25 protein-coding genes and 1 riboswitch are annotated in these 25,850 nt (G+C 36.6%); of the genes, 16 read left to right on the plus strand and 9 right to left on the minus strand.

What is annotated here, in order from left to right; all coding sequences use genetic code 11:
- Window positions 1-2: 2 nt before the first annotated feature.
- Complete coding sequence (gene purM, locus AC6QZF_RS06645; RefSeq protein WP_499799099.1) at window positions 3-992, minus strand: phosphoribosylformylglycinamidine cyclo-ligase; 990 nt, start codon at window positions 990-992, stop codon at window positions 3-5.
- A gap of 113 nt (window positions 993-1,105) precedes the next feature.
- Between purM and mtnA the strand changes: the two genes are divergently transcribed.
- On the plus strand, window positions 1,106-2,191 hold the full coding sequence (mtnA, locus tag AC6QZF_RS06650) for an S-methyl-5-thioribose-1-phosphate isomerase (protein ID WP_499799100.1): 1,086 nt from the start codon (window positions 1,106-1,108) through the stop codon (window positions 2,189-2,191).
- A 68-nt stretch (window positions 2,192-2,259) separates the two neighbouring features.
- On the opposite strand, the gene AC6QZF_RS06655 is transcribed toward mtnA, so the two are convergent.
- The 3 genes from AC6QZF_RS06655 to AC6QZF_RS06665 all read right to left on the minus strand — a co-directional run bounded on the left by AC6QZF_RS06655 (window position 2,260) and on the right by AC6QZF_RS06665 (window position 6,159).
- Entirely contained in the window at window positions 2,260-2,964 is a 705-nt protein-coding gene (locus AC6QZF_RS06655; protein WP_499799101.1) for a DUF1573 domain-containing protein, read from the minus strand.
- A gap of 67 nt (window positions 2,965-3,031) precedes the next feature.
- Window positions 3,032-3,880 (minus strand): DUF4249 family protein, encoded by an 849-nt coding sequence (locus tag AC6QZF_RS06660; RefSeq protein ID WP_499799102.1) that lies wholly within the window; start codon window positions 3,878-3,880, stop codon window positions 3,032-3,034.
- 8 nt (window positions 3,881-3,888) lie between these two features.
- On the minus strand, window positions 3,889-6,159 hold the full coding sequence (locus tag AC6QZF_RS06665) for a TonB-dependent receptor (protein ID WP_499799103.1): 2,271 nt from the start codon (window positions 6,157-6,159) through the stop codon (window positions 3,889-3,891).
- Between the two features lie 165 nt (window positions 6,160-6,324).
- On the opposite strand from AC6QZF_RS06665, the gene AC6QZF_RS06670 reads away from it, so the two are divergent.
- The 6 genes from AC6QZF_RS06670 (at window position 6,325) to AC6QZF_RS06695 (ending at window position 10,060) form a co-directional block, all read left to right on the plus strand.
- Complete coding sequence (locus AC6QZF_RS06670) at window positions 6,325-7,119, plus strand: DUF1207 domain-containing protein (protein WP_499799104.1); 795 nt, start codon at window positions 6,325-6,327, stop codon at window positions 7,117-7,119.
- Window positions 7,120-7,187: 68 nt separating this feature from the next.
- Window positions 7,188-7,604, plus strand: a complete 417-nt coding sequence (locus AC6QZF_RS06675; protein WP_499799105.1) for a single-stranded DNA-binding protein — start codon at window positions 7,188-7,190, stop codon at window positions 7,602-7,604.
- 5 nt (window positions 7,605-7,609) lie between these two features.
- Window positions 7,610-8,299: an HAD family hydrolase gene (locus AC6QZF_RS06680; protein ID WP_499799106.1), complete on the plus strand. Its 690-nt coding sequence runs from the start codon at window positions 7,610-7,612 to the stop codon at window positions 8,297-8,299.
- A gap of 4 nt (window positions 8,300-8,303) precedes the next feature.
- Window positions 8,304-8,975, plus strand: a complete 672-nt coding sequence (gene cmk, locus AC6QZF_RS06685) for a (d)CMP kinase (protein WP_499799107.1) — start codon at window positions 8,304-8,306, stop codon at window positions 8,973-8,975.
- A 115-nt stretch (window positions 8,976-9,090) separates the two neighbouring features.
- Entirely contained in the window at window positions 9,091-9,693 is a 603-nt protein-coding gene (rpsD, locus tag AC6QZF_RS06690; RefSeq protein WP_499799108.1) for a 30S ribosomal protein S4, read from the plus strand.
- Between the two features lie 127 nt (window positions 9,694-9,820).
- A complete protein-coding gene (locus tag AC6QZF_RS06695; RefSeq protein ID WP_498369364.1) occupies window positions 9,821-10,060 on the plus strand; it encodes a DUF2795 domain-containing protein in 240 nt (79 codons plus the stop codon).
- Window positions 10,061-10,116: 56 nt separating this feature from the next.
- On the opposite strand, the gene AC6QZF_RS06700 is transcribed toward AC6QZF_RS06695, so the two are convergent.
- Both AC6QZF_RS06700 and AC6QZF_RS06705 read right to left on the minus strand, forming a co-directional pair.
- Window positions 10,117-11,397: a T9SS type A sorting domain-containing protein gene (locus tag AC6QZF_RS06700; protein ID WP_499799109.1), complete on the minus strand. Its 1,281-nt coding sequence runs from the start codon at window positions 11,395-11,397 to the stop codon at window positions 10,117-10,119.
- A 113-nt stretch (window positions 11,398-11,510) separates the two neighbouring features.
- A riboswitch (cobalamin riboswitch) is annotated at window positions 11,511-11,710 on the minus strand.
- A 78-nt stretch (window positions 11,711-11,788) separates the two neighbouring features.
- On the minus strand, window positions 11,789-12,997 hold the full coding sequence (locus AC6QZF_RS06705; RefSeq protein ID WP_499799110.1) for an FtsX-like permease family protein: 1,209 nt from the start codon (window positions 12,995-12,997) through the stop codon (window positions 11,789-11,791).
- Between the two features lie 132 nt (window positions 12,998-13,129).
- Between AC6QZF_RS06705 and surE the strand changes: the two genes are divergently transcribed.
- The 6 genes from surE to AC6QZF_RS06735 are packed head-to-tail and all read left to right on the plus strand — an operon-like array spanning window position 13,130 to window position 18,919.
- Window positions 13,130-13,903 (plus strand): 5'/3'-nucleotidase SurE, encoded by a 774-nt coding sequence (gene surE / locus AC6QZF_RS06710; RefSeq protein ID WP_499799111.1) that lies wholly within the window; start codon window positions 13,130-13,132, stop codon window positions 13,901-13,903.
- Window positions 13,903-14,238, plus strand: coding sequence for a hypothetical protein (locus AC6QZF_RS06715; RefSeq protein WP_499799112.1), 336 nt, complete (start codon window positions 13,903-13,905; stop codon window positions 14,236-14,238). Before surE ends, AC6QZF_RS06715 begins: the two co-directional genes overlap by 1 nt.
- Before the next feature lies 1 nt (window position 14,239).
- On the plus strand, window positions 14,240-15,088 hold the full coding sequence (locus AC6QZF_RS06720; protein WP_499799113.1) for an HDOD domain-containing protein: 849 nt from the start codon (window positions 14,240-14,242) through the stop codon (window positions 15,086-15,088).
- 27 nt (window positions 15,089-15,115) lie between these two features.
- Window positions 15,116-16,855: an ATP-binding protein gene (locus AC6QZF_RS06725; RefSeq protein WP_499799114.1), complete on the plus strand. Its 1,740-nt coding sequence runs from the start codon at window positions 15,116-15,118 to the stop codon at window positions 16,853-16,855.
- A 1-nt stretch (window position 16,856) separates the two neighbouring features.
- Window positions 16,857-17,963, plus strand: coding sequence for a hybrid sensor histidine kinase/response regulator (locus AC6QZF_RS06730; RefSeq protein ID WP_499799115.1), 1,107 nt, complete (start codon window positions 16,857-16,859; stop codon window positions 17,961-17,963).
- Window positions 17,960-18,919, plus strand: a complete 960-nt coding sequence (locus tag AC6QZF_RS06735; RefSeq protein ID WP_499799116.1) for a glycosyltransferase — start codon at window positions 17,960-17,962, stop codon at window positions 18,917-18,919. The genes AC6QZF_RS06730 and AC6QZF_RS06735 overlap by 4 nt, the downstream gene beginning before the upstream one ends.
- On the opposite strand, the gene AC6QZF_RS06740 is transcribed toward AC6QZF_RS06735, so the two are convergent.
- Entirely contained in the window at window positions 18,916-19,380 is a 465-nt protein-coding gene (locus AC6QZF_RS06740) for an RrF2 family transcriptional regulator (RefSeq protein WP_499799117.1), read from the minus strand. The genes AC6QZF_RS06735 and AC6QZF_RS06740 overlap by 4 nt on opposite strands.
- A gap of 86 nt (window positions 19,381-19,466) precedes the next feature.
- Between AC6QZF_RS06740 and AC6QZF_RS06745 the strand changes: the two genes are divergently transcribed.
- A complete protein-coding gene (locus AC6QZF_RS06745; protein ID WP_499799118.1) occupies window positions 19,467-20,231 on the plus strand; it encodes a hypothetical protein in 765 nt (254 codons plus the stop codon).
- Window positions 20,213-20,647: an MmcQ/YjbR family DNA-binding protein gene (locus AC6QZF_RS06750; protein WP_499799119.1), complete on the plus strand. Its 435-nt coding sequence runs from the start codon at window positions 20,213-20,215 to the stop codon at window positions 20,645-20,647. The genes AC6QZF_RS06745 and AC6QZF_RS06750 overlap by 19 nt, the downstream gene beginning before the upstream one ends.
- On the opposite strand, the gene AC6QZF_RS06755 is transcribed toward AC6QZF_RS06750, so the two are convergent.
- Window positions 20,644-22,782, minus strand: coding sequence for a bi-domain-containing oxidoreductase (locus tag AC6QZF_RS06755; RefSeq protein ID WP_499799120.1), 2,139 nt, complete (start codon window positions 22,780-22,782; stop codon window positions 20,644-20,646). The genes AC6QZF_RS06750 and AC6QZF_RS06755 overlap by 4 nt on opposite strands.
- Window positions 22,783-22,964: 182 nt before the next feature.
- Between AC6QZF_RS06755 and AC6QZF_RS06760 the strand changes: the two genes are divergently transcribed.
- Window positions 22,965-24,251, plus strand: a complete 1,287-nt coding sequence (locus tag AC6QZF_RS06760) for an NfeD family protein (RefSeq protein WP_499799121.1) — start codon at window positions 22,965-22,967, stop codon at window positions 24,249-24,251.
- Here AC6QZF_RS06760 and terL read toward each other — a convergent pair.
- The gene (gene terL, locus AC6QZF_RS06765) at window positions 24,212-25,621 is read right to left on the minus strand and encodes a phage terminase large subunit (protein ID WP_499799122.1); all 1,410 of its coding nucleotides are present in this window, start codon (window positions 25,619-25,621) and stop codon (window positions 24,212-24,214) included. The two genes, AC6QZF_RS06760 and terL, sit on opposite strands and share 40 nt — an antisense overlap.
- Window positions 25,622-25,850 lie beyond the last annotated feature (229 nt).

Genomic DNA, 25,850 nt, shown 5'->3' on the forward strand with positions numbered 1-25,850 from the left:
CTCTATTTAATTCTACCAATAAAAACAGGTTTTTCGTTTTTCAGATTATCCATAATGCTATAAGCATTTTGTTCGGTTGTAATTAAAACCATACCGATACCTAAATTGAATACTTGCCGCATTTCATCTTCTGGGACATTCCCAACTTTTTGAATTAGTTCAAAAATTGGTAGTCTCTGCCAGCTATCCCAAAAAATTTCTAATTCGAGAGGTTTGCGGACAACACGAGAAGTATTACCAACAATGCCACCGCCAGTAATATGAGAAATTCCGCTTAAAAGCCCTTTTTCAGCCATTGGATGGACAAGGTGCAAATATGAGCGATGGATTTTGAGGAGTTCTTCACCCAAGGAACAACCTAATTCATCAATATAATCATCAACTTGATATTTAGAGAAAAGCACTTTGCGTGCAAGAGAATATCCATTAGTATGAAGTCCGTCAGATGGCAATCCAATCAAAACATCACCTGACTTAACGGCACTACCATTCAATATTTTCGATTTATCGACAACTCCAACAATGGTTCCGCTAACGTCGTACTCGCCATCAGCATAAATCGAAGGCATTTCAGCAGTTTCGCCACCAATTAGAGCAGTCGAATTTTCACGGCAAGCTTTGACAAATCCAGAAATTACTTGCTCGGCAACGTCTGGCTCAAGCCGACCGGTAGCGAAATAATCAAGGAAGAACAATGGCTTAGCTCCGCAGGAAAGGATATCATTTACGCAATGATTTACAAGGCACTGACCAACAGTATCGTGCTTGTTCGCAGCAAAAGCAACTTTCAACTTTGTTCCAACCCCGTCAGTGCTGGCAACAAGCACTGGCTCGGAATACCCGTCGAATTTTGCTTCGTAAAGTCCGCCGAAAAGTCCAATTTCAGAAAGAACTTTTTCATTGAAAGTTGTTTTTACAAGTGGTTTTATTCTACTGACTAATTCTTCGCCTGCTTCTATATTAACTCCTGAAGCTTTGTAAGTTTCGTTCATTTTTTCTCCCTAATCAAAAAAGCAAAATTACGATTAAATACAATAAGTTAAAAATAAGAGTTGAACGTTTTTTGATAATTAACAATAATTTATTTGAAATTAATATAATTTGCATGAAAATAAACGGTATTGATTATTGTTCGCTTTGGGAAGAAAACAGTAAAAAGCTTGCGATAAATGCGATTGATCAAAGATTATTGCCGTTCGAGTTAAAAATCGCTAAAATTACCACTTATCGAGAAATGATTTTAGCAATAAAAGACATGGCTATCCGCGGGGCACCTCTTATTGGAATAGCTGGTGCTTATGCAATTGTGCTTGCAATACAAGAATTAATTCAAAATAAGCAAACATTAGATAGAATAATCGAAATTATTCCAGAAATTCGAATGGCACGTCCAACTGCTGTAAATTTGATGTGGGCAGTTGATAGAGTTGTTTCGAAAATTGATTTTTCGCTTTCGATTGAGAAAAACTTCGAACGAGTGCTTTTGATGGCACGTCAAATTTATTATGATGAAGTGAATTCCTGCAAACAGATTGCGAAATTTGGTTTTGAACTAATAGAGAATCTATATTCTAAATATCGTCGACCTATAAATATACTTACGCACTGTAATGCGGGGTGGTTAGCAACAGTTGATTGGGGAACGGCACTTGCTCCAATTTACTACGCACACAGAGAAGGAATACCATTGCTCATTTGGGTTGATGAAACTCGTCCACGAAATCAAGGATCGAAGCTTACATCATTTGAATTGCTGGGCGAAGGAATTCCCCACACAATTATTGCTGATAATACAGGTGGCTTGCTTATGCAGATGGGCAAGGTAGATGCCGTAATTGTTGGTGCCGATAGAGTTACAGGCGAAGGCGATGTTTGCAACAAGGTCGGAACTTATCTGAAAGCGTTAGCCGCAAAAGAACATAATGTTCCGTTCTGGGTAGCATTGCCAACAAGCACAATTGATTGGGAAATCCCAGATTTCAGAAAGATTCCCATAGAAGAGCGCTCTCCCGATGAGATAGACTTTCTCGAAGGCATTCATCAGGATAAAATTTGTAAAGTTAGAATTACTCCAATTGGTTCTAATTCGCTGAATTATGCATTTGATATTACCCCGAACCAATTTGTTTCGAAGTATATAACCGAAAAAGGTGTGTTCGATAGCATTCAAGATTTAAGAAAAAGTACTTAGGCAAACAAAAATGGCGGGTTCTGACCCGCCATTAATAATATAAGATTCAGAAAGACTAATTTATTCAATTAATTTTTGTTCTGCTTTGGGTCAACTGCGCTACCCCAGCCATTAATATCAATAGTTTTAGATTCTTCGTTGTCTGTTGTGATGGAGACACGAATTGAATTAACACCAATTTGAGTTGGGGTAAATTTTACTTCCAACGGGATTTCCGATTTTGGTTTTAATACATCATTTGCTTTTAGATTAATTTTTAATGATTCAGGGTTAGTTTTAATATCAAGAATTTTAATCGGAGCATCAGTGTTGTTTTTTAGCATAACTTTCGAAGTTGCTTCTTGCATATAATAGAGTTCGTTGAAAGGGATATATTGAGGGACAACGACAATCGGTCGGAATACATTTGCTTTGATATAGTAGTAGAAAGATTTTTTCTCGGGGTCGGTCGATTCAATCATAATGCTTTTGACAACATTGTCGGAATAACCGGTAATATTTAAAGTGATGTCTAAATTAGCGGAGTCGCCGGGAGTAAGAATTTTTTTATCAAGCGGAGCAGTAGTGCAACCGCAGCCAGGCTTAACATTTAGAATATGTAGTTCTTCGTTCCCTTTGTTGTAGATTTTTACAGTAGCTTTAAGTGGGTTGTCGGATGATTTCACCTTTCCCCAATTGTATTCATTCGGTGGGTAAATCTCAAGTTTTGGTTGAGAATATGCAGCAACACTCAAACCGATGAGAGCCAAGAACAAACCCAATAATCTTTTCATAGCAAACCTTTAAACAAAATTGATGAAACTAACAAGCAAACTTAAAAAAAAAAATAATATTATCAAATTATGGTTGATTTTTCAGCAACATAAAGGTATCACGAATTGCATAAGCCGAACCGACAACCCCGATGCCACCTTCGACACTACCAAGCAAAGGATTGACAGAATTTACTCCAACGTTTTGAAGATACCAGCGGACTAAATTCCAGTCTGCTGCCATAATAGCAACTTCGTGCTTGCCAAACCATTTGAAAGCCGACCACACAACACGAGTTTTTGTAGCAGGGATCAATCCTGAAACTGATTGTTCTTTATATCTATTTTCATTAATGAAAGGATTATATACTCTTCTATTTTTTTCATTAGTTGGTGAATCAAGATATTTACCATATTCAAGTGTATCTAAACAGGTTTCGGCAATAATATAATAATCGAAACCGGGAGCGCGTGTCCAAGAAATTGAATCACTTTGAGGCAAATTAATAGTATCCTTTGGGTATTGAATAATCTTATTAATACGGGTTTGCCAGGAAATTTCCGTTGGAGTAGTAGTTTTACCACTCAGAATTGTCCCATCGGGGAGTTTAACTTCAATTGAGTATTCAGTGTTTGGTTTCACTTTATAATTAACATCGGGGTAGTAATAGCCGGGCTTTAAAGTATCGTAATTGAACAAAAGTGGGAAAACTTGACCATCGCCTTTGACAAGAACTTCTGCATTTTTGATAAAAGCTTGATAATGATTATATTTTGTCGATATTGGCTGAGTTTTCAATACAGCAATGTTTTGGATTGGTTCGCCGACAAGCAATATGGCTTCTAAAACGTTTTCAGGTTTGTAGTCAGTTGGGACATCATCACCACAAGCAGCAAGAAACACCAACGAAATCAATATATATTTGAGCAGTTTCATTTTTCCTCCTAAAATTTAATTTCATAAGAAATAGTTGGTAAAATCGGGATTAAACGCACATCTTCGACTTTTGTTTCTTCTTCTTGCAGATTATAATATCTGAACCAGATATCGCGTCGATTATAAACGTTGTAGATATCAAAAATAAGTTTGGAATCAAGACCAAATGATTTAAAAGAATAAGTAGCATTGAGATTAAGCTGATGAGATGGCGGAAGTCGCAACCCATATCTTTGAGATGGGACGATTTTGCCACGACCATAGGTTTGAGTAGGCAGATAGGATTGAAATCTTGAAGTTGCACCAGTATAGGATTGCCCAGATTGGAAAGTAAAAGTAGCACCAATATCCCATTTTTCTGATAAATTATATTGCAAGACAACTTTAAAATCGTGCAATCGATCATATTTAGGTCTGAATTCTCGCCCATAATTGATACTATCGAATTTGGCACGAATATACCCTAAAGCATAACCAGCCCATCCGGTGAGCCTACCAACTCGCTTTTGCAAAAATACTTCGAAGCCATAAGAATAAGCATTTCCAATATAAAATACATCTCGAACATTAGAACCTTGAAGAGCATTTTGATTAAGTTCGCTAACATTTCTGTATTGTTTGTAGTATATATCAAAGTTCAAATCATAATCATGGAATGGCTTTGTTTCGACACTAAAAATGTAATGAGTAGCACGACTTGCGGGAACCGTGGAATCAGTAGGTAACCAGGTATCGAAGAATGAGAAATCAGGTTGAGTAGCAAGACGAAGATTTTGGCTGAATACTCCCCAGGCAGCTTTCAAAGAAATTTTATCGGTCAAACTGTATCGTAAAGCTAAACGTGGATCAATCAAAATTATGTTTCTCATCTCCCAATAATTAGCTCTTAATCCGGCTTGAACAGCAAATAATTCAATCGGAGAATAGCTAATTTGAGCATATGCCGAATAATTATAGTCCTTTACTTTTAAGTTTGTGGTTCCGGCAGAGGAACCTACCTGAGTACTATCGGTTTCGCCAGTGAAATTTTGCAAGAACTGAAAATTGTAATTGTTTATTTCTAAACCGAAATTATGAGTAATTTTTTCATTAGTAAACCATTCGAAATTAAGTTTTGCAGAATAATCAGTAATTGAATTTTCAATCAAAAATTCGTATCCTGTCTGATCACCACTAAAATTATTGAAATAATGGCTTGCACTAAGGTTTAAATTAGCAAAAAGAGAATTAGAAAATATATGTGTCCAATTTAGAGAAGCAAGCCTATTACCAATAGACAAATCCATTCCTATCCCGAAAGTGTTAACATCAAGGTTATCTTTACTCATAAATCCACTTAAAGATAATTTATCATTGTTTCCGATATCTTGCGTAACTTTTGCATTAACATCGTAGAAATTGAAATCTGGGATTGGTTGTTCAGGATCATTGTCGATGAAACTTTTGACGACTTCGAAGTAAGTGCGGCGCCCACCAATGAACCAGGAACCTTGTCCAAGAGGACCTTCCAAAGTAGCACGCGATGAAATTGCGCCAATAGATGCTAATCCTTGAGTTTGGCTTCTATCACCATCTTTTTGCGTAATATTGAGAACCGCTGAAAGCCGTCCACCGTATTGCGATTCAAAACCGCCCTTTATCAATTCAACATCTTTGATAGCATCAGTATTAAAAGTTGAAATAAATCCAAACAAATGAGTAGGATTATATACTGTAGAACCATCAAGAAGAACTAAATTTTGGTCTGGCGAACCACCACGAACAAATAAACCACTTGAAATTTGTGATGAAGTAAGCACGCCCGGCAAATATTGCAAAGAGCGGAAAACATCTGATTCACCGCCTATACGAATTTCCTTAATTGTTTCCACTGGAACGTTTACTTTGCTAATCATTACTTGCTTTTGTTCGATTTCTCGTTCGGCTTCGACAATTACGTCTTCCTTTCTAACGGCAGTTTGTTTCAACGAAATATCAAGGCGAAGTTCCTCATTTGCTTTTAAAGTAATTTTTTTCTCAAAGCGTTCATATCCCAAAAATGACACTACAAGGGTATAGTTGCCCGGAGTAATGCTTGATATACTGTAGAATCCGTTTTTGTTTGTTCTTGTTCCAAGCTTTGTGTCTTTGAGCATAACAGTTGCAGAGATAAGCGTTTCCTTGCTTTTTTCATCGCGAACAAAACCAGCGACAGAGGATGTATTCGGAGCATTTAAATTCGCGCTGAGATTAAAGAAAATAAACACGCTAAACAAACAGATAAAAATGATAAGTTTCATAATTCCTTTAAGTTATTGAATAACCACAGAACAAAAAACGTAAAAAATACTTAATAGTTTCAAAAAATTTTACAGCATACAATAATTAACGTATTTAACAGTGTATTATTAATTTCTAATTAACAATTATAGATTTGGATTGAGTATATAAATTTTGGTGAGAGTATGAAAAAATATCTGTTTATGCTATTAGTTGTTTTTTCTGTAAATAATCTGTTTGCAATTGAACCATTGCTGTTTAAGCCACTTGTAGGGAACACATTTGAGCCGCGGGTTGGAACCATATACAATATAGATGATGAAAAATTGCGTCTCGACATAGGCACTTCGATTGATTTAAGTACACTGCATAAATCTGATTCATCAGAAGTAAGATTAGGTGGTGATTTTTTCACATATACACGATTGCGTTCAGTTGGGCATTTTAAATTTCCGGTAGAGGCAAGCGATTACTTTTTTGGAGCAAATATTTCAGGAAAGACCTATTTAATGGAGCAACCATTTGAATGGCGTGTGAGGCTAGCCCATATATCAGCGCATTTGGTAGATGGCTATGCAAGCGACAGTGTTTTTCTGCAACGCCCGTTCAGTTATAGTCGTGAATTTGTCGAGGCGATTGGTGCAGTGCGTTATAAAAATGTAAGATTTTATGGCGGTACAACTTTTATTTTTTCAACGCTACCGAAGAATCTGGGTAAATGGGTGCCGCAATTTGGGTTTGATGGAGAGTATAAATTCTGGCGGAATCTATATTTATCTTATGGTTACGACTATAAAATTAGCAGAATAAAGAAAATCTCAAAACTCAATGCCACAGGTCAGTTAGGTGTAATATTTAAATCTACAATGAAAACAGGGATCGGGTTTTATCTGTACAATCACAATGGCTGGAACGAACACGGAATGTTTTATGATAAAAAATTAAATTATACAGGCATAGGATTTCAATTAATATTTTGAAATTACAAAAAAATTTCGTTGATTTGAAAATTGTGTTTTTATTATCTTTTTAGAATAAGGTTAGATATATGGCAAGAAGTGTTAACCGTGCCACATTAGTTGGCAATATTGGGCAAGACCCAGAATTACGCTCCACTCCTGGTGGAAGGAACGTATGCAGTTTCCGTATGGCAACATCCGAAGCTTATAAGGACAGCAACGGAGAATGGAAAGAAATCACCGATTGGCATACTGTTGTGTGTTGGGATAATTTGGCAGTGCAGGTTGCTGAGAACTTCCGCAAAGGCACAAAAGTATATGTCGAAGGGAAAATTAAGCACCGCAGCTACGAAGGCAAAGACGGTGTTACTCGCCACGTAACAGAAGTTATTGCTAACACCGTTATTTCTCTTGGTAGTCGTAAAACTAACGATAATCAGGAAAAAGAAACCTACGACGAACCTGAGTTCGACGAAGGCACACCTGACGATGACGTGCCATTTTAGGTTCAATGAAAAAAATTGTACTTTTTGATATAGATGGTACTATTTTAAATGTCGAAAGTTCACTCGCCAGAAGTATTTTTATTGATGCTTTTGGCGAGATGTTTAGTATAGATATTTCTCAAAATATCCCATCGTTTCACGGGAAAACTGATTTGCAAATAATTGCCGATATTGCTGATTTATATAGTATTGATTATAGCAGCAATATTGAGCAAATCTGGGAAAATATTTTCGATAAATTCAAGCAAAGAATTTCAAGAGATAGCATAACGATTTTGCCAGGGGCAGCGGAATTAATCGACGAGATTGCCAAAGCAGATAATTTTGAATTGGGATTGGTAACGGGCAATTTTCAGAAGAATGCTTATTTGAAGTTATCGCTGGTTGGTCTAGATAGTTATTTTCTTTTCGGTGGGTTTGGGGATGATTGTCCGGATCGCAATAAGCTACCTTTAATAGCGATTGACCGAGCAAAAAACAGCAAAATTATTGATGAGAATTTCTCGATTTCTAATTCAGTGATTATCGGAGACACGTTTCGTGATATTCAGGCGGCAAAGAGCAACTTGTTCAAATCTGTAGCGGTAGCCACTGGCAAAGCATCATTAAGCGAATTGCAACATTATGCTCCTGATGTTTTATTTGAAGATTTATCTGATTACAAAAAAGTACTTGATTGTTTGAACAAATTATAAAAAAATGAAAAAAATTGTAATCGCAATAGATGGTCCTGCTGGTTCGGGAAAAAGTTCTTCGGCAAAGATAGTAGCGGAACGTCTTGGCTATATTTATATCGATACAGGAGCGATGTATCGCGCTGTAACGCTTGAAGCACTGCGTCGTGGAATAGCCGAAAACGAAGCAGAAATATGCAAAATACTTGATGAAATTAATATTGAACTTCGCACTTCACCGCAAGGACAGCGAACAATCCTGAATGGCGAAGATGTATCGGACGATATTCGTTTGCCAGGAGTTACTCGGTTGGTGTCGCCAGTGAGTGCGATTGGATGCGTACGAGAAAAACTTGTTGCAGAGCAGAGGCGTATAGGCGAACGTGGTGGAATAGTAATGGATGGGCGCGACATTGGGACAGTTGTTTTTCCGAACGCAGAACTTAAAATATATCTTGTTGCTTCAATAGAAGCACGAACCGAGCGGCGTGCAAAGGAATTGCGAGCGAAAGGCATACGCGTAGAAATAGAAGAAATAAAGAAGCAAATTATTGAGCGGGACAATTACGATAGCAGCCGAGCGATTAGCCCATTGCGAAAGGCAGAAGACGCGATATTGATTGATACATCAGAAATGACATTGGAGCAACAATCGGAATTAATCATTGAACTTGCCAATAAAATTATAAATTTATAAGTTCAGAAAAAAAATTTTGTCAATAAATAATATTATGTTATTTTTGTAATCCGTTTATTTTATAAATTTTTATGTTGTTTGATATTATTTAAAATAACTATAAAAGCGAGGAAAAATGAATTATACGGGTCCAAAGGTCAAATTATCCAGAAAATTAGGGATAAATTTAACCGTTAAAGCTAAAAAATACAGCAGTAGAAAGCCAAATCCTCCTGGACAGCATGGTGCAGCAAAAAAACGTGCAAAGCTTTCGGATTACGGACGTCAGTTACTTGAAAAACAACGTCTTCGTTTGCAATATAACGTATCAGAAAAGCAAATGGGCAATTACTACAAGAAAGCGACAAGAATGCATGGCAACACAGCCGAAAATCTTGTGCTTTTGCTTGAAACTCGCCTTGATGCTGTAGTGTATCGTGCAGGATTTGCTCGCTCGATTTATTCTGCTCGTCAGTTTGTTAAACACGGTCATTTTCTGGTAAACGGGCGCCGTTTGGATGTCCCATCGTATCAGGTAAAGACTTCTGATGTTATTCAATTGCGTGAAAAGAGCCGCAATATCGAAGCATTCCAGGAATCAATTCGCAATTCTGCTCCTCCTGCTTACATTGAAGTATCGAAAGCAGATTTTTCAGCAAAATTGCTCTATCCACCAAAGAGAGAAGAGGTTCCTATTCAATGCGAAGTTTCTCTGGTTGTGGAATATTACTCGAGATAATTCAGTCAAAATATGATACGATGCCCGCTATTTTTTGTAATGGCGGGTTTTTTATTCAAAAATATTTAAAATACTTTGTTAATTTATTCGATATTAGCATAAAAGTAAAACAATTTGGAGGTGTGTTATGTTCTGGACCCCTGAACTTGCAGCATATTTAGAAGATGCACCTTGGCCCGCAACAAAAGAAGAACTTTTCGATTACGCTATGCGCTCGGGCTGCCCACAGCAGGTGCTTGATAACATTGCTGAACTTGAAGATAGCGACGAACTTATCGAAGGAATGGAAGATTTGTGGCCTGAATACGAAGATATGGCTAACGAAGAGTATTTCTATAACGACGACGAAGAAGAGCAATACATTTAAGCAAACAGTCGGGGCTTATTGCGAAGCCCCGATTTTGTTTGCGTTGCTATGTCACATTACTTAGCTATTGTTATTGGTATGGTAACAGTTTCTTTTTGATTGTTGAGACGAACGAAATATTTTCCGGCCCCGATTTCATTCAATTCTATTATATTTGAGTATAGTTTTCCTTCTTTTACTATTTTACCTTCTAATGAAACAATTGAAAAATCATCGAAATTTAAATTGTTAGTTTCAATTTCAATGAAAGATGTTGCAGGATTAGGATAAACTTTTATCATTTGTAGCAAATCCTTTACGCTTGCAAGTGGACTAACCCAAATAGTAACGTAATCGTTTGCAGAATAATCAAGGTTGTTTACCAATGCAGCAATAAAAACATCATTATCGTAATAATTTGTCCAGAGCATTCCTTCAATTTTCTTGCCTGCGTTTATTGTATTGACCGGTTGATTGTCTGTTGTCTTGAATTCGTAAATATTTCCATCGTAAGCAGAAACTCTGAATTTTGTGCCATCTGGGTTGAACACTAATTCGCGGGGACCATCGTAGCCGCTTGTGCCAATTTCATATTCGAATTTTTCATCGATATCGAGTGCATATCTATATACTTTGTGACTCCCATTAGATACAACATACAACTGGTTGTCTTTGATTTCAAAATAATTTCCGAATGAGCCAACCGGATAGGAATTTATTTCTTCTTTTGTGGATAAATCATAAACAGTAACGTAACTATCTTTCACACCAGTTCCTTCGTTAAGCACAAACAATTTGTTGTTGAAAATCTGGCACATTTGCACATTCATTTTTGTTTCAATAGTGTCTTTTGCTTCTTTTGTAGCAAGATCGATTGAAATCACATAATTGTGTTCGGGTGTCCAAGAACCAGGCGGGGTTATTCGTGTAGAAACATAGAGCAATCCATTATCTATTGAAAATCCATAAACAGTATGTTCAAATTCAATTGAATCTACAAGGCTACCGTTTATAATATTATATTTCCAGATATATCCATTTGTTTGAAGATAGAGAAATTCGGTATCGAAAAGCGCTCTTATAGGAAAGCTATTTAATCCGAAAGGGAATTCAATGATTTTCGAAGCCGAAAGTGGTCCCATCCCAATTGGGTCATTACGCCAAAGTGAAGGTGGCTCGTCAGTGTCAGGGTCGTAGCTGCCATCAAAATTAGCATCAACGCCTTTGCATAATACATAAAAATCTGAATTATAGCGGTAAATCATAAGTGGCTGTAAGCCAACGGATACATTAATTTGTGCATTTAAATAAAAAATGCTAACGAACATTAATGCGAAAAACGCATACAAATGCTTCATAAAAGAAACCTCCAATTATTTAAATATCTATAGAATCTGAAGGAAATGAAAAGATACAGATTGTCCTTTCGCTTCCCTCATTCATCAGTTTGCGCTGATGTACCACACGAAGTGGTTAATGAGTATTGCAAATCGGTCTTCTGACTTGAGCATCGAACCCTTGCGCTTTGCCTTCCCATTCTGTTTGAACAGTGGCTGCTTGCGTAGAGGCAAGCGTAAAGCCAAAGTAGCTCTTACAGCGGCGCAACCGTACAGGATTTTCACCTGTTTCCCGTACATTTGCAATAGCATTATTTTCAAAAATAGAAAAATAATATTTTTTTGCAAAGTAAAATAATTTCTGCAATCAATAAATCATCATTAATTAATTTATAAGTTATTTAATAACTTACTACTTAAATCTCAATGCAGATACAGGTTTTATTTTTGCTGCAATCAAAGCGGGAAGAACTGATGCCAGCAGCACCAGCACAAATGTAATCAAAGCAACAAGGACGTAATGCACTGGTGAAATAAAAATTGGCAGAGCATCTAAAAAATATATTTCACCTTTGAGATGAATAAATTTAAATTGTTGCTGTAAAAAGCAAAATACAAAAGACAAGACACAACCCGCGGCAACACCATAAAGCCCTATTTGAAAACCTTGGTATGCAAATATCTTGATAATACCAATTTTACTTATTCCCAGGGTTCGAAGAATTCCAATAGTGCGAGTTTTCTCGATGACGGTAATTATTAAAGTAGTGATAATATTCAGCATAGCAACAATAGAAATAATTCCCAGCACCAGAGGAATTGGCTCACGTTGGAGTTCAATCCAGGCGAACAGTGATGAATGTATTTCATAATAAGTCAAAGTCCAGAACGGGAATCCCAAAAATTGCATAATCGATTGCGAAACATCTTTTGCTTGGTTTATATCTGTGATGAAAATTTCAATCTTATTTGCAGAATTTGGTGGCATTCCAATGAAAGAGCGAGCGGAAGTTTCTGGCAGTAGTACCAAAGTTTCGTCATATGTTGTCATCCCAGTTTTGTATGTGCTTATTATCTTGAATTTTCTAATTTTATATTTAGGAGTATTCTCCTTAATGTTGATTGAATATAAGTTCACGAAATCGCCGATTTGAAGTCCAAGTTTTCTGAGCAATGGTTCGCCGACAATTATTTCATTAGCGCTATCGCTCGAAAAATAGTTTTTCCCAGCAATAAGTTTGGAAAACCCATTAGGATCTTTGCTGGGATTATAAATTCTGAACATTATGCCATCAATAAATCCGGTAGAACGGATTAGACCTTCGCCTTCGATTATCGGATGAATCACAGAAATTACATCAAAATGAGCTCGAATTTGTTCGGTAATTTCTTTAATATTACTGATAGGGTCTTTGTTATAGCTGAAAACAACAATGTGAGAGGTGAATTTTGTTGTATTATTGCGAAGTTCATTTTCAAAACCGTGGAGAATGGCTAAGCTTATCAACAAAGCCAAAACACCGAGCATAACACTCAGTAGCGACACTAACCGAGCAAATCGCAAAAATCTGGTTTTTCGTGATTTTGCAATTGTAGAAGAAATATATCTATATAAATTCATTTATCACTCAAAAACTTCAATTTGGAAACATTTAAAATATAATTTAACAAATATAAATTAAAATTTGTTTCAATAATTATTATTATTTTGCGTTTCTAAATCAATAATTATTAACAAAATAGCAGTTCTTTGATGGAGAAAAAGTATAAGATTTTAGTTACAAACGATGATGGAATAGATTCACCTGGTATTTACGCATTGGCAAGTGCTATGTCGCAATTGGGAGAAGTCGTGGTAGCAGCCCCGGACCGCCAGCAAAGTGCAGTTGGTCATGCGCTTACAGTAGCGCGCCCATTGAGAATAACAAAAGTAAAGCGAAATGGGACAGTGTTTGGGTATGCGATTGATGGAACGCCATCGGATTGTGTGAAAATTGCATTATCGAATTTGTTGGAGGGAAAGCCTGATTTAGTAATTTCAGGAATAAATCACGGGCAAAATACAGCGATAAATATACTATATTCGGGAACAGTTGCAGCAGCGACCGAAGGAATGTTGGCGGACGTTCCGTCGATAGCAATTTCGGTTGCATCGCACGATATAAGTGTTCCGATGGATGCAGCAGCAGAATATGCTTCGAAAATAGCAAGTAAATTGCTCGAAAGCAAGCTGAAGCCAAATTTTTTGCTTAATGTAAATGTACCAGCAATTCCAAAAGAAAATATTCTTGGTATAAAAGTTGCTAAACATAGTTCATCATATTGGAAAGATACATATGAAATGAGGTTAGACCCGTTTGGACGAAAGTATTATTGGTTTGCGGGTGAATATTGTCTGGAAAGCGAAGATGATATAGAAACGGACGATGCTGCATTAGCAAAAGGTTATGTAACAATTACGCCTGTTCATTTCGACTTTACAAAATATGATGTTCTATCTGAATTGAAACATTTCGAGGTTGAGTGATGGCAAAGGTCATTGCAGTAGAAGACATACAAGATGGTATGATAATAGCCGAACCGATTGTAAATCGTTACGGACAGGTTCTTCTGGCTGCGGGTGTTGTCCTTTCGCAGCAGCACGCAACTTTTCTAAAAACCTGGAATATTAGGACCATAAAAGTGTCGTCTGGAACAGAAGACGAGGAAACTTCTGAAATTTCGGAAGAGATGCGCCAACAAATACTGGAAAGCATTGCTCAAAGAACATCATGGACGCCTCGCATTCCAATAGAAGAAGATTTATTTAAAGTTGCCGTCTATCATCTTGCAAAAAAAATGTCTCACTCAGTGAAGAAATAATATGGATATTTTAAATAAATTAATTGCCCGTGCGGATGAATTTCCAACTTTGCCGACGATATATTCTACATTGTCGGATGTAATTTCTAATCCTCGCTCTACTGCACACGATGTTGCCAATATTATTGCGGAGGACCAGGCAGCAGCAGCAAAGGTATTGAAAGCAGCAAATTCACCAATTTATGGATTTAGAGGAAGAATTTCAACAATCTCTCAAGCTATTATCTTTATTGGGTTCGAGGAAGTTCGCAATCTTGTTATTGCTATGGGGATAATTGACGTTTTTCGGAATATGAAGGGCAATTTCCCAATAAATCCAGTAGATTTGTGGAAACATTCAATAGCAGTTGGCACAATTACGCGAGTGCTTGGCAAAACGCTTCGAATAACTAATCTCGAAAATTATTTTCTTGCTGGTATTTTGCATGATATAGGGAAGCTACTTTTCTTAAAATTTATACCCGATGAATATGCGAAATCAATTGAATATGCAATAGAAAAAAATCTGCCAGCTCGCGAAGCTGAGAATGCAGTTTTAGGAGTAAATCACATTATCGCTGGTGAAATTTTAGCTGAAAAATGGAAACTGCCACAATCTTTGAAAGATGCAATTCGCTATCATGCTGTCGGCAAAGTAGATAATGCAAATAACATACTTGTTGGATGCGTTCATATTGCAAATTCAGTAGCTTCTTTACTTGAACTTGGACAAGCAGGAGACGATGTTGTTCCAACTCCAAATCTTGACGCGTGGAAAGCCTTAAATTTACCTGATAACTACTGGTCCAAGAATTATGATGCAATGCTTCTTGAATATGAAGCAGCTATAGGTATTTTTCTTTTAAATTGATGTTTAGTTTTATTGTATTAATAAAAAATGATTATTGGCGAACATATTGGATATCTACAAAGCATTTATTTTGACGCTATCCAAGAATTTATTGTAATGAATAAAAATTTCAACAGGTTACCTGATCTGCTTAAAAGTGGTCTGAATGTATTCGTTAAATTTCCTAATTCAGTTTCATCGGCAATTTATCTTTTAAAAAACAATTCGTTTGAGTTCGAGTTAAATAGTTATTTCCCTGAAAGTGAAAAAAATAACATAGAGAAGATTTTCAATTCGTGTGTTCATAACGGGATAATTGGAGAAGCTCTGGCAAATGGCGCAATTTCCTATGGTTCGCCTGGTTTTGATAAATTAGTTACAATTGCTGTGCCTCTTGTATCATCATTTGGAGTTATGGGAATTGCTTTAATTAATTCTAATGATGATACACTTATCAAAACTGAACTAAACATTGTTACTTCTCTTTTTTCAAGGGTACTTTCCGCCAGTCTGGAAAATGTGCTATTGCAACAAAATTTAAAAGCTACAAAGTCAAGTTTGGAGCAAATGGTTGCTGCAAAAACTATGGATTTAACTCAAAGCAGACGAGAATTAAATGCTATTTTTGATGCTGTACAAACTGGAATAATAATTCACAACTGGGATTCACTCGAAATAATTAAAATTAATCCTGTTGCAGTAGAATTAATAAATTTAGATGAGAAAGATATTTTGGGAGGGAAAATATACGATTTTCTTGAAAAAATTGATTACAATGACCCCGATTTCTCTTCCGAAACATATAAAAATTTCGAATCTTATTTAATTAATTCTAATAGTGAAAAAATTCCGATAATCCGCACTACTTCTTTCGTTAATATTGGCTCAACAAAGAAAAGAATTGATTGCTTTATTGATATAACTGAACTAAAGAAATATCAAGAAGAACTGAAACAAATAAATCAAACATTAGAGCTAAAAGTAGAAGAGCGAACGCAGGACCTACAAATATTGGTTAAAAAGCTAAAAGACGAAATTGAGCAACACCACAAAGTTCAGAAGGAACTAAAATTAATGTTAGATAAGGAAAAAGAGTTAAATCAGATGAAGTCGCGTTTTGTTAGTATGGTGTCTCACGAGTTCCGCACCCCGCTCACTATCGTTCGTTCTGCAGCGCAAATGCTTGAGAAATACCAGAACTCTCTATCCGACGAGGAAAAGCAAGAATATCTAAACAGAATTATGAAAACTGTAGACAACTTAACTGATTTAATTGAGAATATGTTATTTATCAGCAAAGAAAAAGACAAAGGAGTTGAAACGGACAATGTCGAACAAATAGATTTAATTCAATTTACTGAAAACCTAATTAATGAATTTCAGACCACTTTGCTTCAAAGAAGGGATATTTCTTTCATAAACATTGGTTACAAAAATACAATTGCAACAAATGAGCGGTTGCTTAGGTTAATACTACTAAATTTGCTTTCAAATGCAGCAAAATATTCATCGCCAGACACACCAATAGATGTCAAACTATATTTCAACGAAGATAATTTTGCGTATGCAATAAGAGACTATGGAATTGGAATTCCAGATGATGAACAGGAAAAGATATTTGATTTATTCTATCGTGCTGATAATGTTGGGAAAATATCGGGCAGTGGTATTGGATTGCAGGTAGTGCTAAATGCAATAAAAATGTTAAATGGCAAGTTAGATTTTACAAGTAAAATTAATAGAGGAACTACTTTTACAGTAACAATTCCATATAGTTCAGGAAATTAAAATGAAAAAGAAAATATTAATAATCGAGGACGAAGAGGAAATTAGAAAAGACATTATAAAAATATTAAATATCAATGGGTTTGAAGTATTTCAAGCTAAGAATGGGAAAGAAGGCATTAATATAGCATTAGCTGTAATCCCAAACTTGATTATTTGTGATATTATGATGCCCGAAATGGATGGGTTAGCCGTATTAAAAGAACTGAGAAACTACCCTTCTACTGAGCTGATCCCTTTTATTTTTCTAACTGCGAAATCATCTCGCCAGGATATTCGGGAGGGTATGAACCTTGGTGCGGATGATTATATTACCAAACCATTTGATTTTGATGAACTGATTGCAGCTGTGCAAAAACGCCTCGAAAAAGCCGAAACAGCTGAAAAGAAGTTCAACTCAAAATATGAAACGCTTGCAAATACTTTGCGAAGTTATATGCCTCACGAAATTCGAACGCCGCTGAATATTATTTTGGGCTTATCTGATTTTTTGCGAAAGCACTACGACCAAACACATTATAATGAAGCACGTGATATTTTGCAAAATATCAATGAATCTGCAAAACGAATACAAAGATTATTCGAGAATTATCTTTTTTTCTCGAAATTACAATTAATCATTTCGAACGTAGACGAAATTGCGAAGTTGCGTCAGAAGAAAACACCTCTTGCAGATTTTCTTATTAGAGATATTGTGGTTTACTCGGCGGGAAATGCAGGACGTTCGAACGATATCGAACTTGATTTAGAAGAAGCAAGCTTAGCAGTTCCCGAAGATTTATTTATGAAAGCAATCGAAGAAGTTCTCGACAATGCTTATAAGTTTTCAGAGCGTGGTAAGCCAATTAAAATCGACTCAAACATTTCAAATGGTTATTACTTTATCCATATTACAGACTTTGGTCGAGGAATGACACAAGAACAAATTGTCAACATAGCACCGTATATTCAATTCGAACGTGATATTTATGAACAGCAGGGGTCCGGTCTTGGGCTCGCAATCGTTAAAGCAATAGCTGCAATAGTTGGTGGTGATATAATGATACAAAGCCAGCCAAATGTTTACACAACTGTTTCGATAAAATTCCCAATATTGAAATCTGAAAAATGAACTTCACCGGTTGCATAATTGCAAAAAATGAAGAAAAATACATTGCAGGCGCAATAAGCTCGTTGCTGCCTATTTGTTCCCAGATAGTAGTTGTTGATACAGGCTCAATTGATGACACACCCAAAATTGCTGCTAATTCAAATTGCGAAATTTACTTCAAGAAATGGAACAATGATTTTTCTGAGATGAGAAACTATGCTTTGAGATTTGCTAAACGTGATTGGATTATTTTTCTCGATGCCGACGAAGTGCTGCTACCATTTTCAGCAAAACAATATGAAAAAATATTTCAAGATGATAGAATTGGAGGAATTTCCTGCATAATTAGAAATTATCTGACGGACGATAGAACAAGTTTTATTGAGCACCGCTATACCCGAATTTTCAGGAATCATCCCAAAATTCGTTATCAAGGTGCTGTTCATGAACAAATTTCTGAAAGTATTTTCGAACTTGGTCTGGATATATATGAAACTGATATAATGATTGAGCATTTTGGCTACATAGATAATTCAACTGAAAAGAAACAACGTAATTTGGAACTTATAAAGAAGGAACTATCTCTAAATCCATCTGATTATTTGCTATTTCATCTTGCAAACACCGAATTTTCGATGAATAATTTGATAACAGCGAAGGAAATTTTTCTGAAAATTCTTGCTTCACGCGAGCTATCTGTTGATAATTTGGAACTTGCACAATTGCGTCTGTTCCAGATTGCAACAAGTTTGAATGACTGGAAATATATACTCGAACATCAGAATTACGTGTTTTCGAATAGTAATTACGAAGGGTTAAAACAATTTATTCTCTCGGCCTGCTTTATGCACCGCAAGCAGTGGGAAAAAGCATATCATTGCTTGCTTGCAGCAGAGAAATGTAATTCGAGCCTTGTTGATAGCGAACTGCTGCAGAAATCAATTAAAGCAGTCGAAAAATACATAGATTTCTTTTAGTCCGATTTATCGGCAGTTTTGTTTTTTTGTTTTATTGATTCAATTTTTGCAATAGTTTGTTGCCGAAGTTCCTCTAATGAACGAGCCGAAAGCATATGCAAGGCTTCTTCGCGTAATTTTCCCCATTCGTCGTGTACGGGACAGGGTTCATCAACCGAGCAATTTGGGAAACCAAGCACACATCGGTGAAAAACATCAGTTCCATCAATTGCTTCAACAATATCGATAAGTTTAATTTCCTTTGCGGGACGAGCTAAATAAAAACCACCGGATTTACCTTTGCGAGAACCGACTATCTCACTTTTTGTAAGAGTTTGAAGAATTTTAGAGGTAAATTCCTTTGGGGTACCAATTTCTTCTGAAATTTCCAATGCCGAGGTAAGCGCATCTTTATCCTTGTGGGCTAAATATAGCACCGCTTGAAGAGCCAACTCGCATTTTTTAGAAAAAATTACTGTCATTGATTTGTATAACTTTCAATAAATATATTAATGATATTTTAGTAAAATTAAGTATTTTTAAGAAATTTGAAAAGTCTAAAATCTATATGAAACGTTTAATTTTCTTTATATCATTGCTTGCTTTTTCGTTGAATTGCTATTGCCAAGGAACTGCTGGCAATTCGGCAGCTTTTGAAACTCGAGATATAGTGGATATGCCAACAGCGGGCATAATACCAAAAGGCGATTATGCAGTTGACTTAGTTTATTTTGATAATGGCGGTATAGCTTTTACTTTCAACTATGCACGTTGGCGAAATTTTAATATTGGCACAGCCCTTTCGGCACAAAATTTTGTGGGTTCGGGTGAAATAACTTTACAAAACATTCCCGCAATATTATTAAAATATAGATTTATAAACGAAACTATCGAAGTGCCTGCCTTTGCAGTAGGATTGTCCACACGAGGTTCGGGAATGTATTCAAACAGTTCAAACAGATATGCAATTGCATCACCAGGGATTTTCCTTGCAATTAGCAAGAATTTCCGTTGGGATTTAGGTTCGATAGCTACTCACGCTGGATTGAATTATTCATTCGAAAATAGTACAGACGAGTTTTTTATTAACTATTTCGCCGGAATTGAGCAATCTATTGGGAATAGAGTTGCTGTAAATGCTGAATACAATGCAGGCATGTTCGAATGGAAAGCAGGAAGAACAAAAGGGCGCGGATTTTTGAATACTTCTTTGCGTTATTCTCTTGGCTATGGTTTTACTCTTCAATTTCAATTTCGGGATATGCTAAATAACTTCAAAAATTCAGATAAAATTACTCGCTATTTTGGTATTGAGTGGGTTGGGAAACATTGATGGATGCCGAAGACTTACATAATTTTTGTCTTACTTTGCCAGATGTAACTTTCGATTTTCCTTTCGATGCGGACACAGTTTGTTATCGAATATGTAACAAAATTTTTGCACTTGCCTCGTTGGAGAGAGTTCCGCTAACGGTTAATCTTAAATGTTCGTCTGAAATTATTGATGAGATTAGGGAGAAATTCAGCAGCATCCGACCCGGCTATCATATGAACAAACGCAATTGGAACACCGTTGTTTTCGATGGAGTATTATCAACTTCTGCATTGAAAACTTTAATTCAGCACTCGTATGCAATGACTTTCCGCTCACTGACAAAGAAACAGCAGGCAATTGCTTTGCAGCAATCACCTGAAATCAAGCAAATCATTGATAATCATTCTGCGTTAGATTTAGAGAAATTACGCTAAAATTGAATTGGCAAGCCTGTTTTTAGAGATTCAATAGCGTAGAAAGTTGCTTCTGTGGTTTTAAATATTTCTTCAATTGAAATAGGGCTTGGCTTTCCAGAACGAATAGAATCAATAAACGCACAAACTTCTTCGGCAATGCCTTTTTTCCCATTGAATTTAAATGATTGGTGTTTTTGGCTATATAAATCAAGTGTTGTAAAATTATTCATAATAGCAGATTTACATTCGCAATGGACTTCGCAATATTCTTTTTCGAGCAAACTACTACCATTTGCAAAATATACAATATTGGCGATAGAACCATCGTTAAATTTGAGATTAATCGATACGTTATCAGAATTTGGCATCTGCGAGTGGCTTGCCGAAACGCTTGTAGCAAAAACACTAATTGGCACAGCATCAGTAAGATAGACGGCACAATCAACAAAATGACAAATTTCACCGATAATTCTGCCACCTTGCTCAGGAGAATGCACCCAGTGAGTAGCTGGAACAAATCCTGCATTAATTCTATAATTTATTACCATTTTACCCTGACGGTTGGCAAAAAAATCTTTCATTTTTACAAATGGAGCAGAGAAACGCCTGTTAAATCCAACAAGAAGTCTTGCGTTATTGCTTGAAATTACTTCTTTGATGCTGTCGAGTTGTTCGAAATTGACTGCGAGAGGTTTTTCAACAAATACATTTTTCCCAAAGCGGAGCCCTTCAACCACATAACGAGAGTGGCTATCGTGGCGAGATGCAATAAACAGAGTGTTTATCCTTGTATCATTTGCAATTTCATCTGAATTAGTTGTTGCTTCAACGAAGCCGAAACGTTCAGCAACACTTTTAGCATTAACAGCAGTAGCAGTTGAAACACTCAAAAAACGAACATTACAATTTTTCAGAGCAGGCAACAAATTGTTTTGTGCAAAATTGCCTGCACCAATAAATCCAATATTGATATTATTTTCTTGCCTAAATTCCGATTGTTTTATTTTTATTGTACTCTCAGGTTCTGTATTTTCATTGTAGCGAAGGAGTATACCGAGATAGCGTTCGCGTGTTTTCCCGGTAATTAGGTTGTAAGCATTAATTGCATCAGTAATCGGGAAAACGTGAGTTGTAAGAGTGCGACAGTCAAGTTGCCCATCTGCAATTAACTGCAAAAAAGCAATCATATTACGGTTTTCGGTCCAGCGAACATAAGCAAAAGGATAATCTTGACCGTATTCCTCATAAAATGGGTCATAGCGCCCAGGTCCATAGCTACAAGATATACGGTAATCAATTTCTTTTGTATAAAAGAGGCTGCGAGGGATATTCATTCCGACTGCACCAACAACAACGATTTTACCACGCTTACGACAAATATTCAAAGCCAACTCTGTTGGTTCATTAGAATTTGTGCTTGCAGTAATTATGACGCTATCGACGCCATAGCCATTAGTGAATGAATTAACTGTATTTACAATATCAGGTGAATTTTTAGCATTCAGGAGCAAGTCGCAGCTAAATTTTTTTGCATAATCGAAAGTATCAGGATTAATATCCATTCCAATAACGCGGCATCCAGCTGCTTTCAAGAGCTGGACTGTAATCTGACCGAGCAAACCAAGACCAACAACAGCAACTGTTTCACCAAGGACAGGTTCAGCTTGACGAAAACCTTGCAGGGCAATTGCTCCAAGAGTCGTATATGCAGCATCTTCGAAAGAAACACCATCGGGGATACGGACGACAAGATTTTTCGGGACTGCCACAAATTCAGCGTGAACAGCATAGCCGGCACCAGCAGCAGCAACTTTATCGCCTGGGGAAAATTCTTCAACATCACTTTCTACAACAACCCCTGAAATAGAATAACCAAGCGATTTATATGAATCAAGTTTATTGAGAACTTTTCCAATTGTTGTGCGAAGTCCGTCACGTTTGACCATATTAAGCACCTGGCGCACCTGCTCAGGTTGCTTACGGGCTCGCGATAGCAAACTTGATTGAGCGTTTTCGACAGAGGTTCGCTCTGTGCCTGCGCTTATTAAGCTAAATCGAGTTTGAATAAGAACACCACCGGCCGGACATTGCGGTGCTGGGAGTTCGGCTACTTCTAATCTCCCATCTTTTTGATATTGAACAACTTGCAACATAGTTCGAAATTTATATTAAGAATAATCACAAAAATAAGAAAGTTCGAACACATTCCTATAGGAAAATTAATGTTTTGATTACACTTCGATTAGACTATTTTCATAAAAAGGTATTAATAGAAATAAATTAATTTATGAAAACAATAAGTAAATAATATTAATAAGTTTGCGTCAAATAAAATATGAAAAGATATAATTATATAGCACTAGTTTTAATTTTGCTGCTTTATTTAGGGCAAGAGCTCAAATCTGACGTTATCAAGATAAGCGTCGAGGGAGGGATTTCTCCTGCAACAACTTTATTTATAAAAAAATCAATACAATATGCAGAAGACAGAAAAGCCGAAGCTTTGATTGTTCGGCTCAATACACCGGGAGGATTGCTCGATGCAACGCGCGATATAGTACAGGAAATAATGGGCGCAAATGTTCCGGTAGTAGTATGGATTGCTCCATCGGGTGCAAGGGCGGGTTCGGCGGGAGTATTTATTACGCTGGCGGCACATATTGCAGCGATGGCACCAGGAACGAACATTGGTGCAGCTCACCCGGTTGGGATGGGTGGAGAAAAGATTGACTCGACAATGAATGAAAAGATTACAAACGACGCTGCTGCGTTTATTCGTTCAATTGCAAACGAACGTAATAAGAACATAGATTGGGCAGAACGAACGGTCCGCGAAAGCATTTCAGCAACGGAGAAAGAATCGTTGCTTGCGGGTGCGATTGATTTTATTGCGCCAACTATTGACAGTTTACTTGTATTGATAGATGGATATGAAGTTAAAATTGCGAGCGGGACGAAAATCATATCGACCAAAGGGAAAAAAGTTGTCGAACGCAAGATGACATGGCGGGAAAGTCTTCTATTTTGGCTGGCAAATCCTAATATTGCCTATATTTTGCTAATGATTGGAATTTATGGATTGCTGTTTGAATTTTGGAGCCCTGGAGCAATGTTTCCGGGCATATTAGGAGCTATTTCGCTGATGATTGCATTATATGCATTGCAGATGTTGCCGCTTAATTATGCCGGAATTGGATTAATATTGATTGCAATTATTTTATTCATACTTGAAATTAAAGTAGTGAGCTACGGTTTGCTCACTATAGCAGGAATCTTGTCGTTGGCAATTGGTTCAATTATGTTAATAGATGCACCAAATGAAATTATGGATATTTCTATGAACTTGATAATAACAGTTGTAATAATTACAACTTTGCTGTTTCTTGTTTTGATTGTTTTCGGGATTAAAGCACAAACTCGCAGAGCAGTAACAGGCGATTTAGCTTTAATCGGCCTTAGAGGAACTGCAATGACTGATATTTCTCCTATGCAAAAAGGGCAAGTGAAGGTCTCTGGTGAGATTTGGAATGCGGTATCTGATGAGGAAATAAAGGAAGGTGAGGAAATAGTCGTGCAAAACGTTCAGAACTTTGTGCTAAAAGTGCGTAAATATATTGCGTGATATTTTTTGCCAATAATTTGTCCACCATTGTTTTCTTTATAAATTTCAGCAATGTAGGCAAACGCATCCACTTGATCGTCGTATTTCCCATCAGGAAATTGAGTGAGTTCTTTTTCGAAATCAATCAACCAATCAGCGTAATCTGGGAAAAAAATTCTGCCTGCTTCAAACATTGCTGATACAGGAATAGCACGAGTAAATTTATCCGAATAAGGTTTAATTTCTTTGACAGGTATCCCAAGAGCAGATACTTGATGCACTAAAGCATACTGATATTGAACTGCCTCTATTCCCCACAGTCTAACGTTGTATTTAATTGTTAAATTTTTTATTATTTCGATGTGTTTTGTTGGTTGGCAGCGAATACGAATAATGTCTCTAATCAATATTGACTTATCAGGAGTAACGGAGAAGACAAAGAAAACGCTCCAATCAGCATTATGACTGGTGGAAATAGCCAAATCGGCAGTTCCAAAATTCAAGCATTCTGTTAAATCAATATATCGCCCTTCAACAATAGCGTAGTTGTCAATCTGCTTGTAATATTTGAAATGCTCGCGTTTGAATAGCGAATTTGCATTGTCGGAAGGTTCTTGTTGATATAGAGCATTGAACCAATAGGAGCCGATTTGTTTATGAATTTGCTGCAAAGTGTCGATGGGAAAGCGTTCTGCCCAAAGTGCTTCGCCGGGGACTCTGCCGAGTGGGTCGTCGCTGGTTGCAATAGCAGGAATTTTCACCAGTTGCCAATCGCTTGAATAATCTTCAAGCAAACGCCCGACTAAGTCTTGCTTGTGCCAGCGTGTCATAATAATAATGCAAGAACCATTGGGTTCGATGCGAGAATAAGCAGTAGAAACGAACCAATCCCAGATATTCTGTCTAATAGTTTCGCTGTGAGCCTCTTCGGCATTTTTTATTGGGTCGTCTATGATTAGCAAATTGGCACCCTTTCCGGTGAGGGCTCCACCTGCACCAGCTGTCATCATAGTGCTATTGTTCGAAAGCTCAAAGAAGTTTGCAGCAGATGCTTCATTAGAAATTGAAACATTGAAATATTTGCCATAGTTTTCAATCAAAGCCCGTACTTTGCGTCCCCAAAATGCAGCGAAGTTTGCTTCATAAGAGGTAAGCAGCAATCTTTTTCCACTGAAAGTGGTTAAATACCAGAATGGGAAATATTTCGAGATAAGTTCGCTTTTGCCGTGGCGAGGCGGCAAGCACACAAGCAATCGTTGTTTTCTGTTGAAACTGATGCGATAAAGAATGCTGTCGATAAATTCAATATGCGGTGGAATTTGGTATGCACCATTGGTAATAATTTTTGCCAAAACTGCGGGCGAAAGAATATATTTTTTGATTTTTCTCATTTTCAAACATTTTTCTTCAAATATCGGAGAAATACGCAAACTGATTAAATAATTAAATTTAGAATGAGTTATAAAATAGGCGGATAGAGGAGTTTAAATTGAATAGCTGATTATTGAAGAGAGTGGTTGAATAAATGCTTTGTTTGTCGCAATCGGGATAAATTCCTCAAATATAATAATTTTTTTTTCAATCTTTTAATAATTATCTTTGTAAATGTTTTAAGTTGTA

Source organism: Eximiradius sp., assembly GCA_937127445.1.
Lineage (GTDB): Bacteria > Bacteroidota > Ignavibacteria > Kapaibacteriales > UBA2268 > JAKIZO01.

Excerpts from the sequence above, each read along its gene's own strand:
- AC6QZF_RS06755 (WP_499799120.1), bottom strand. The coding sequence starts at position 22,782 with ATGTTGCAAGTTGTTCAATATCAAAAAGATGGGAGATTAGAAGTAGCC.
- AC6QZF_RS06740 (WP_499799117.1), bottom strand. The coding sequence starts at position 19,380 with ATGACAGTAATTTTTTCTAAAAAATGCGAGTTGGCTCTTCAAGCGGTG.
- AC6QZF_RS06655 (WP_499799101.1), bottom strand. The coding sequence starts at position 2,964 with ATGAAAAGATTATTGGGTTTGTTCTTGGCTCTCATCGGTTTGAGTGTT.
- AC6QZF_RS06725 (WP_499799114.1), top strand. The coding sequence starts at position 15,116 with ATGATTATTGGCGAACATATTGGATATCTACAAAGCATTTATTTTGAC.
- AC6QZF_RS06675 (WP_499799105.1), top strand. The coding sequence starts at position 7,188 with ATGGCAAGAAGTGTTAACCGTGCCACATTAGTTGGCAATATTGGGCAA.
- AC6QZF_RS06760 (WP_499799121.1), top strand. The coding sequence starts at position 22,965 with ATGAAAAGATATAATTATATAGCACTAGTTTTAATTTTGCTGCTTTAT.
- AC6QZF_RS06700 (WP_499799109.1), bottom strand. The coding sequence starts at position 11,397 with ATGAAGCATTTGTATGCGTTTTTCGCATTAATGTTCGTTAGCATTTTT.
- AC6QZF_RS06665 (WP_499799103.1), bottom strand. The coding sequence starts at position 6,159 with ATGAAACTTATCATTTTTATCTGTTTGTTTAGCGTGTTTATTTTCTTT.
- purM (WP_499799099.1), bottom strand. The coding sequence starts at position 992 with ATGAACGAAACTTACAAAGCTTCAGGAGTTAATATAGAAGCAGGCGAA.
- AC6QZF_RS06705 (WP_499799110.1), bottom strand. The coding sequence starts at position 12,997 with ATGAATTTATATAGATATATTTCTTCTACAATTGCAAAATCACGAAAA.
- AC6QZF_RS06670 (WP_499799104.1), top strand. The coding sequence starts at position 6,325 with ATGAAAAAATATCTGTTTATGCTATTAGTTGTTTTTTCTGTAAATAAT.
- mtnA (WP_499799100.1), top strand. The coding sequence starts at position 1,106 with ATGAAAATAAACGGTATTGATTATTGTTCGCTTTGGGAAGAAAACAGT.
- cmk (WP_499799107.1), top strand. The coding sequence starts at position 8,304 with ATGAAAAAAATTGTAATCGCAATAGATGGTCCTGCTGGTTCGGGAAAA.
- AC6QZF_RS06730 (WP_499799115.1), top strand. The coding sequence starts at position 16,857 with ATGAAAAAGAAAATATTAATAATCGAGGACGAAGAGGAAATTAGAAAA.
- rpsD (WP_499799108.1), top strand. The coding sequence starts at position 9,091 with ATGAATTATACGGGTCCAAAGGTCAAATTATCCAGAAAATTAGGGATA.
- AC6QZF_RS06745 (WP_499799118.1), top strand. The coding sequence starts at position 19,467 with ATGAAACGTTTAATTTTCTTTATATCATTGCTTGCTTTTTCGTTGAAT.
- AC6QZF_RS06680 (WP_499799106.1), top strand. The coding sequence starts at position 7,610 with ATGAAAAAAATTGTACTTTTTGATATAGATGGTACTATTTTAAATGTC.
- AC6QZF_RS06660 (WP_499799102.1), bottom strand. The coding sequence starts at position 3,880 with ATGAAACTGCTCAAATATATATTGATTTCGTTGGTGTTTCTTGCTGCT.
- terL (WP_499799122.1), bottom strand. The coding sequence starts at position 25,621 with ATGAGAAAAATCAAAAAATATATTCTTTCGCCCGCAGTTTTGGCAAAA.
- surE (WP_499799111.1), top strand. The coding sequence starts at position 13,130 with ATGGAGAAAAAGTATAAGATTTTAGTTACAAACGATGATGGAATAGAT.
- AC6QZF_RS06720 (WP_499799113.1), top strand. The coding sequence starts at position 14,240 with ATGGATATTTTAAATAAATTAATTGCCCGTGCGGATGAATTTCCAACT.
- AC6QZF_RS06735 (WP_499799116.1), top strand. The coding sequence starts at position 17,960 with ATGAACTTCACCGGTTGCATAATTGCAAAAAATGAAGAAAAATACATT.
- AC6QZF_RS06695 (WP_498369364.1), top strand. The coding sequence starts at position 9,821 with ATGTTCTGGACCCCTGAACTTGCAGCATATTTAGAAGATGCACCTTGG.
- AC6QZF_RS06715 (WP_499799112.1), top strand. The coding sequence starts at position 13,903 with ATGGCAAAGGTCATTGCAGTAGAAGACATACAAGATGGTATGATAATA.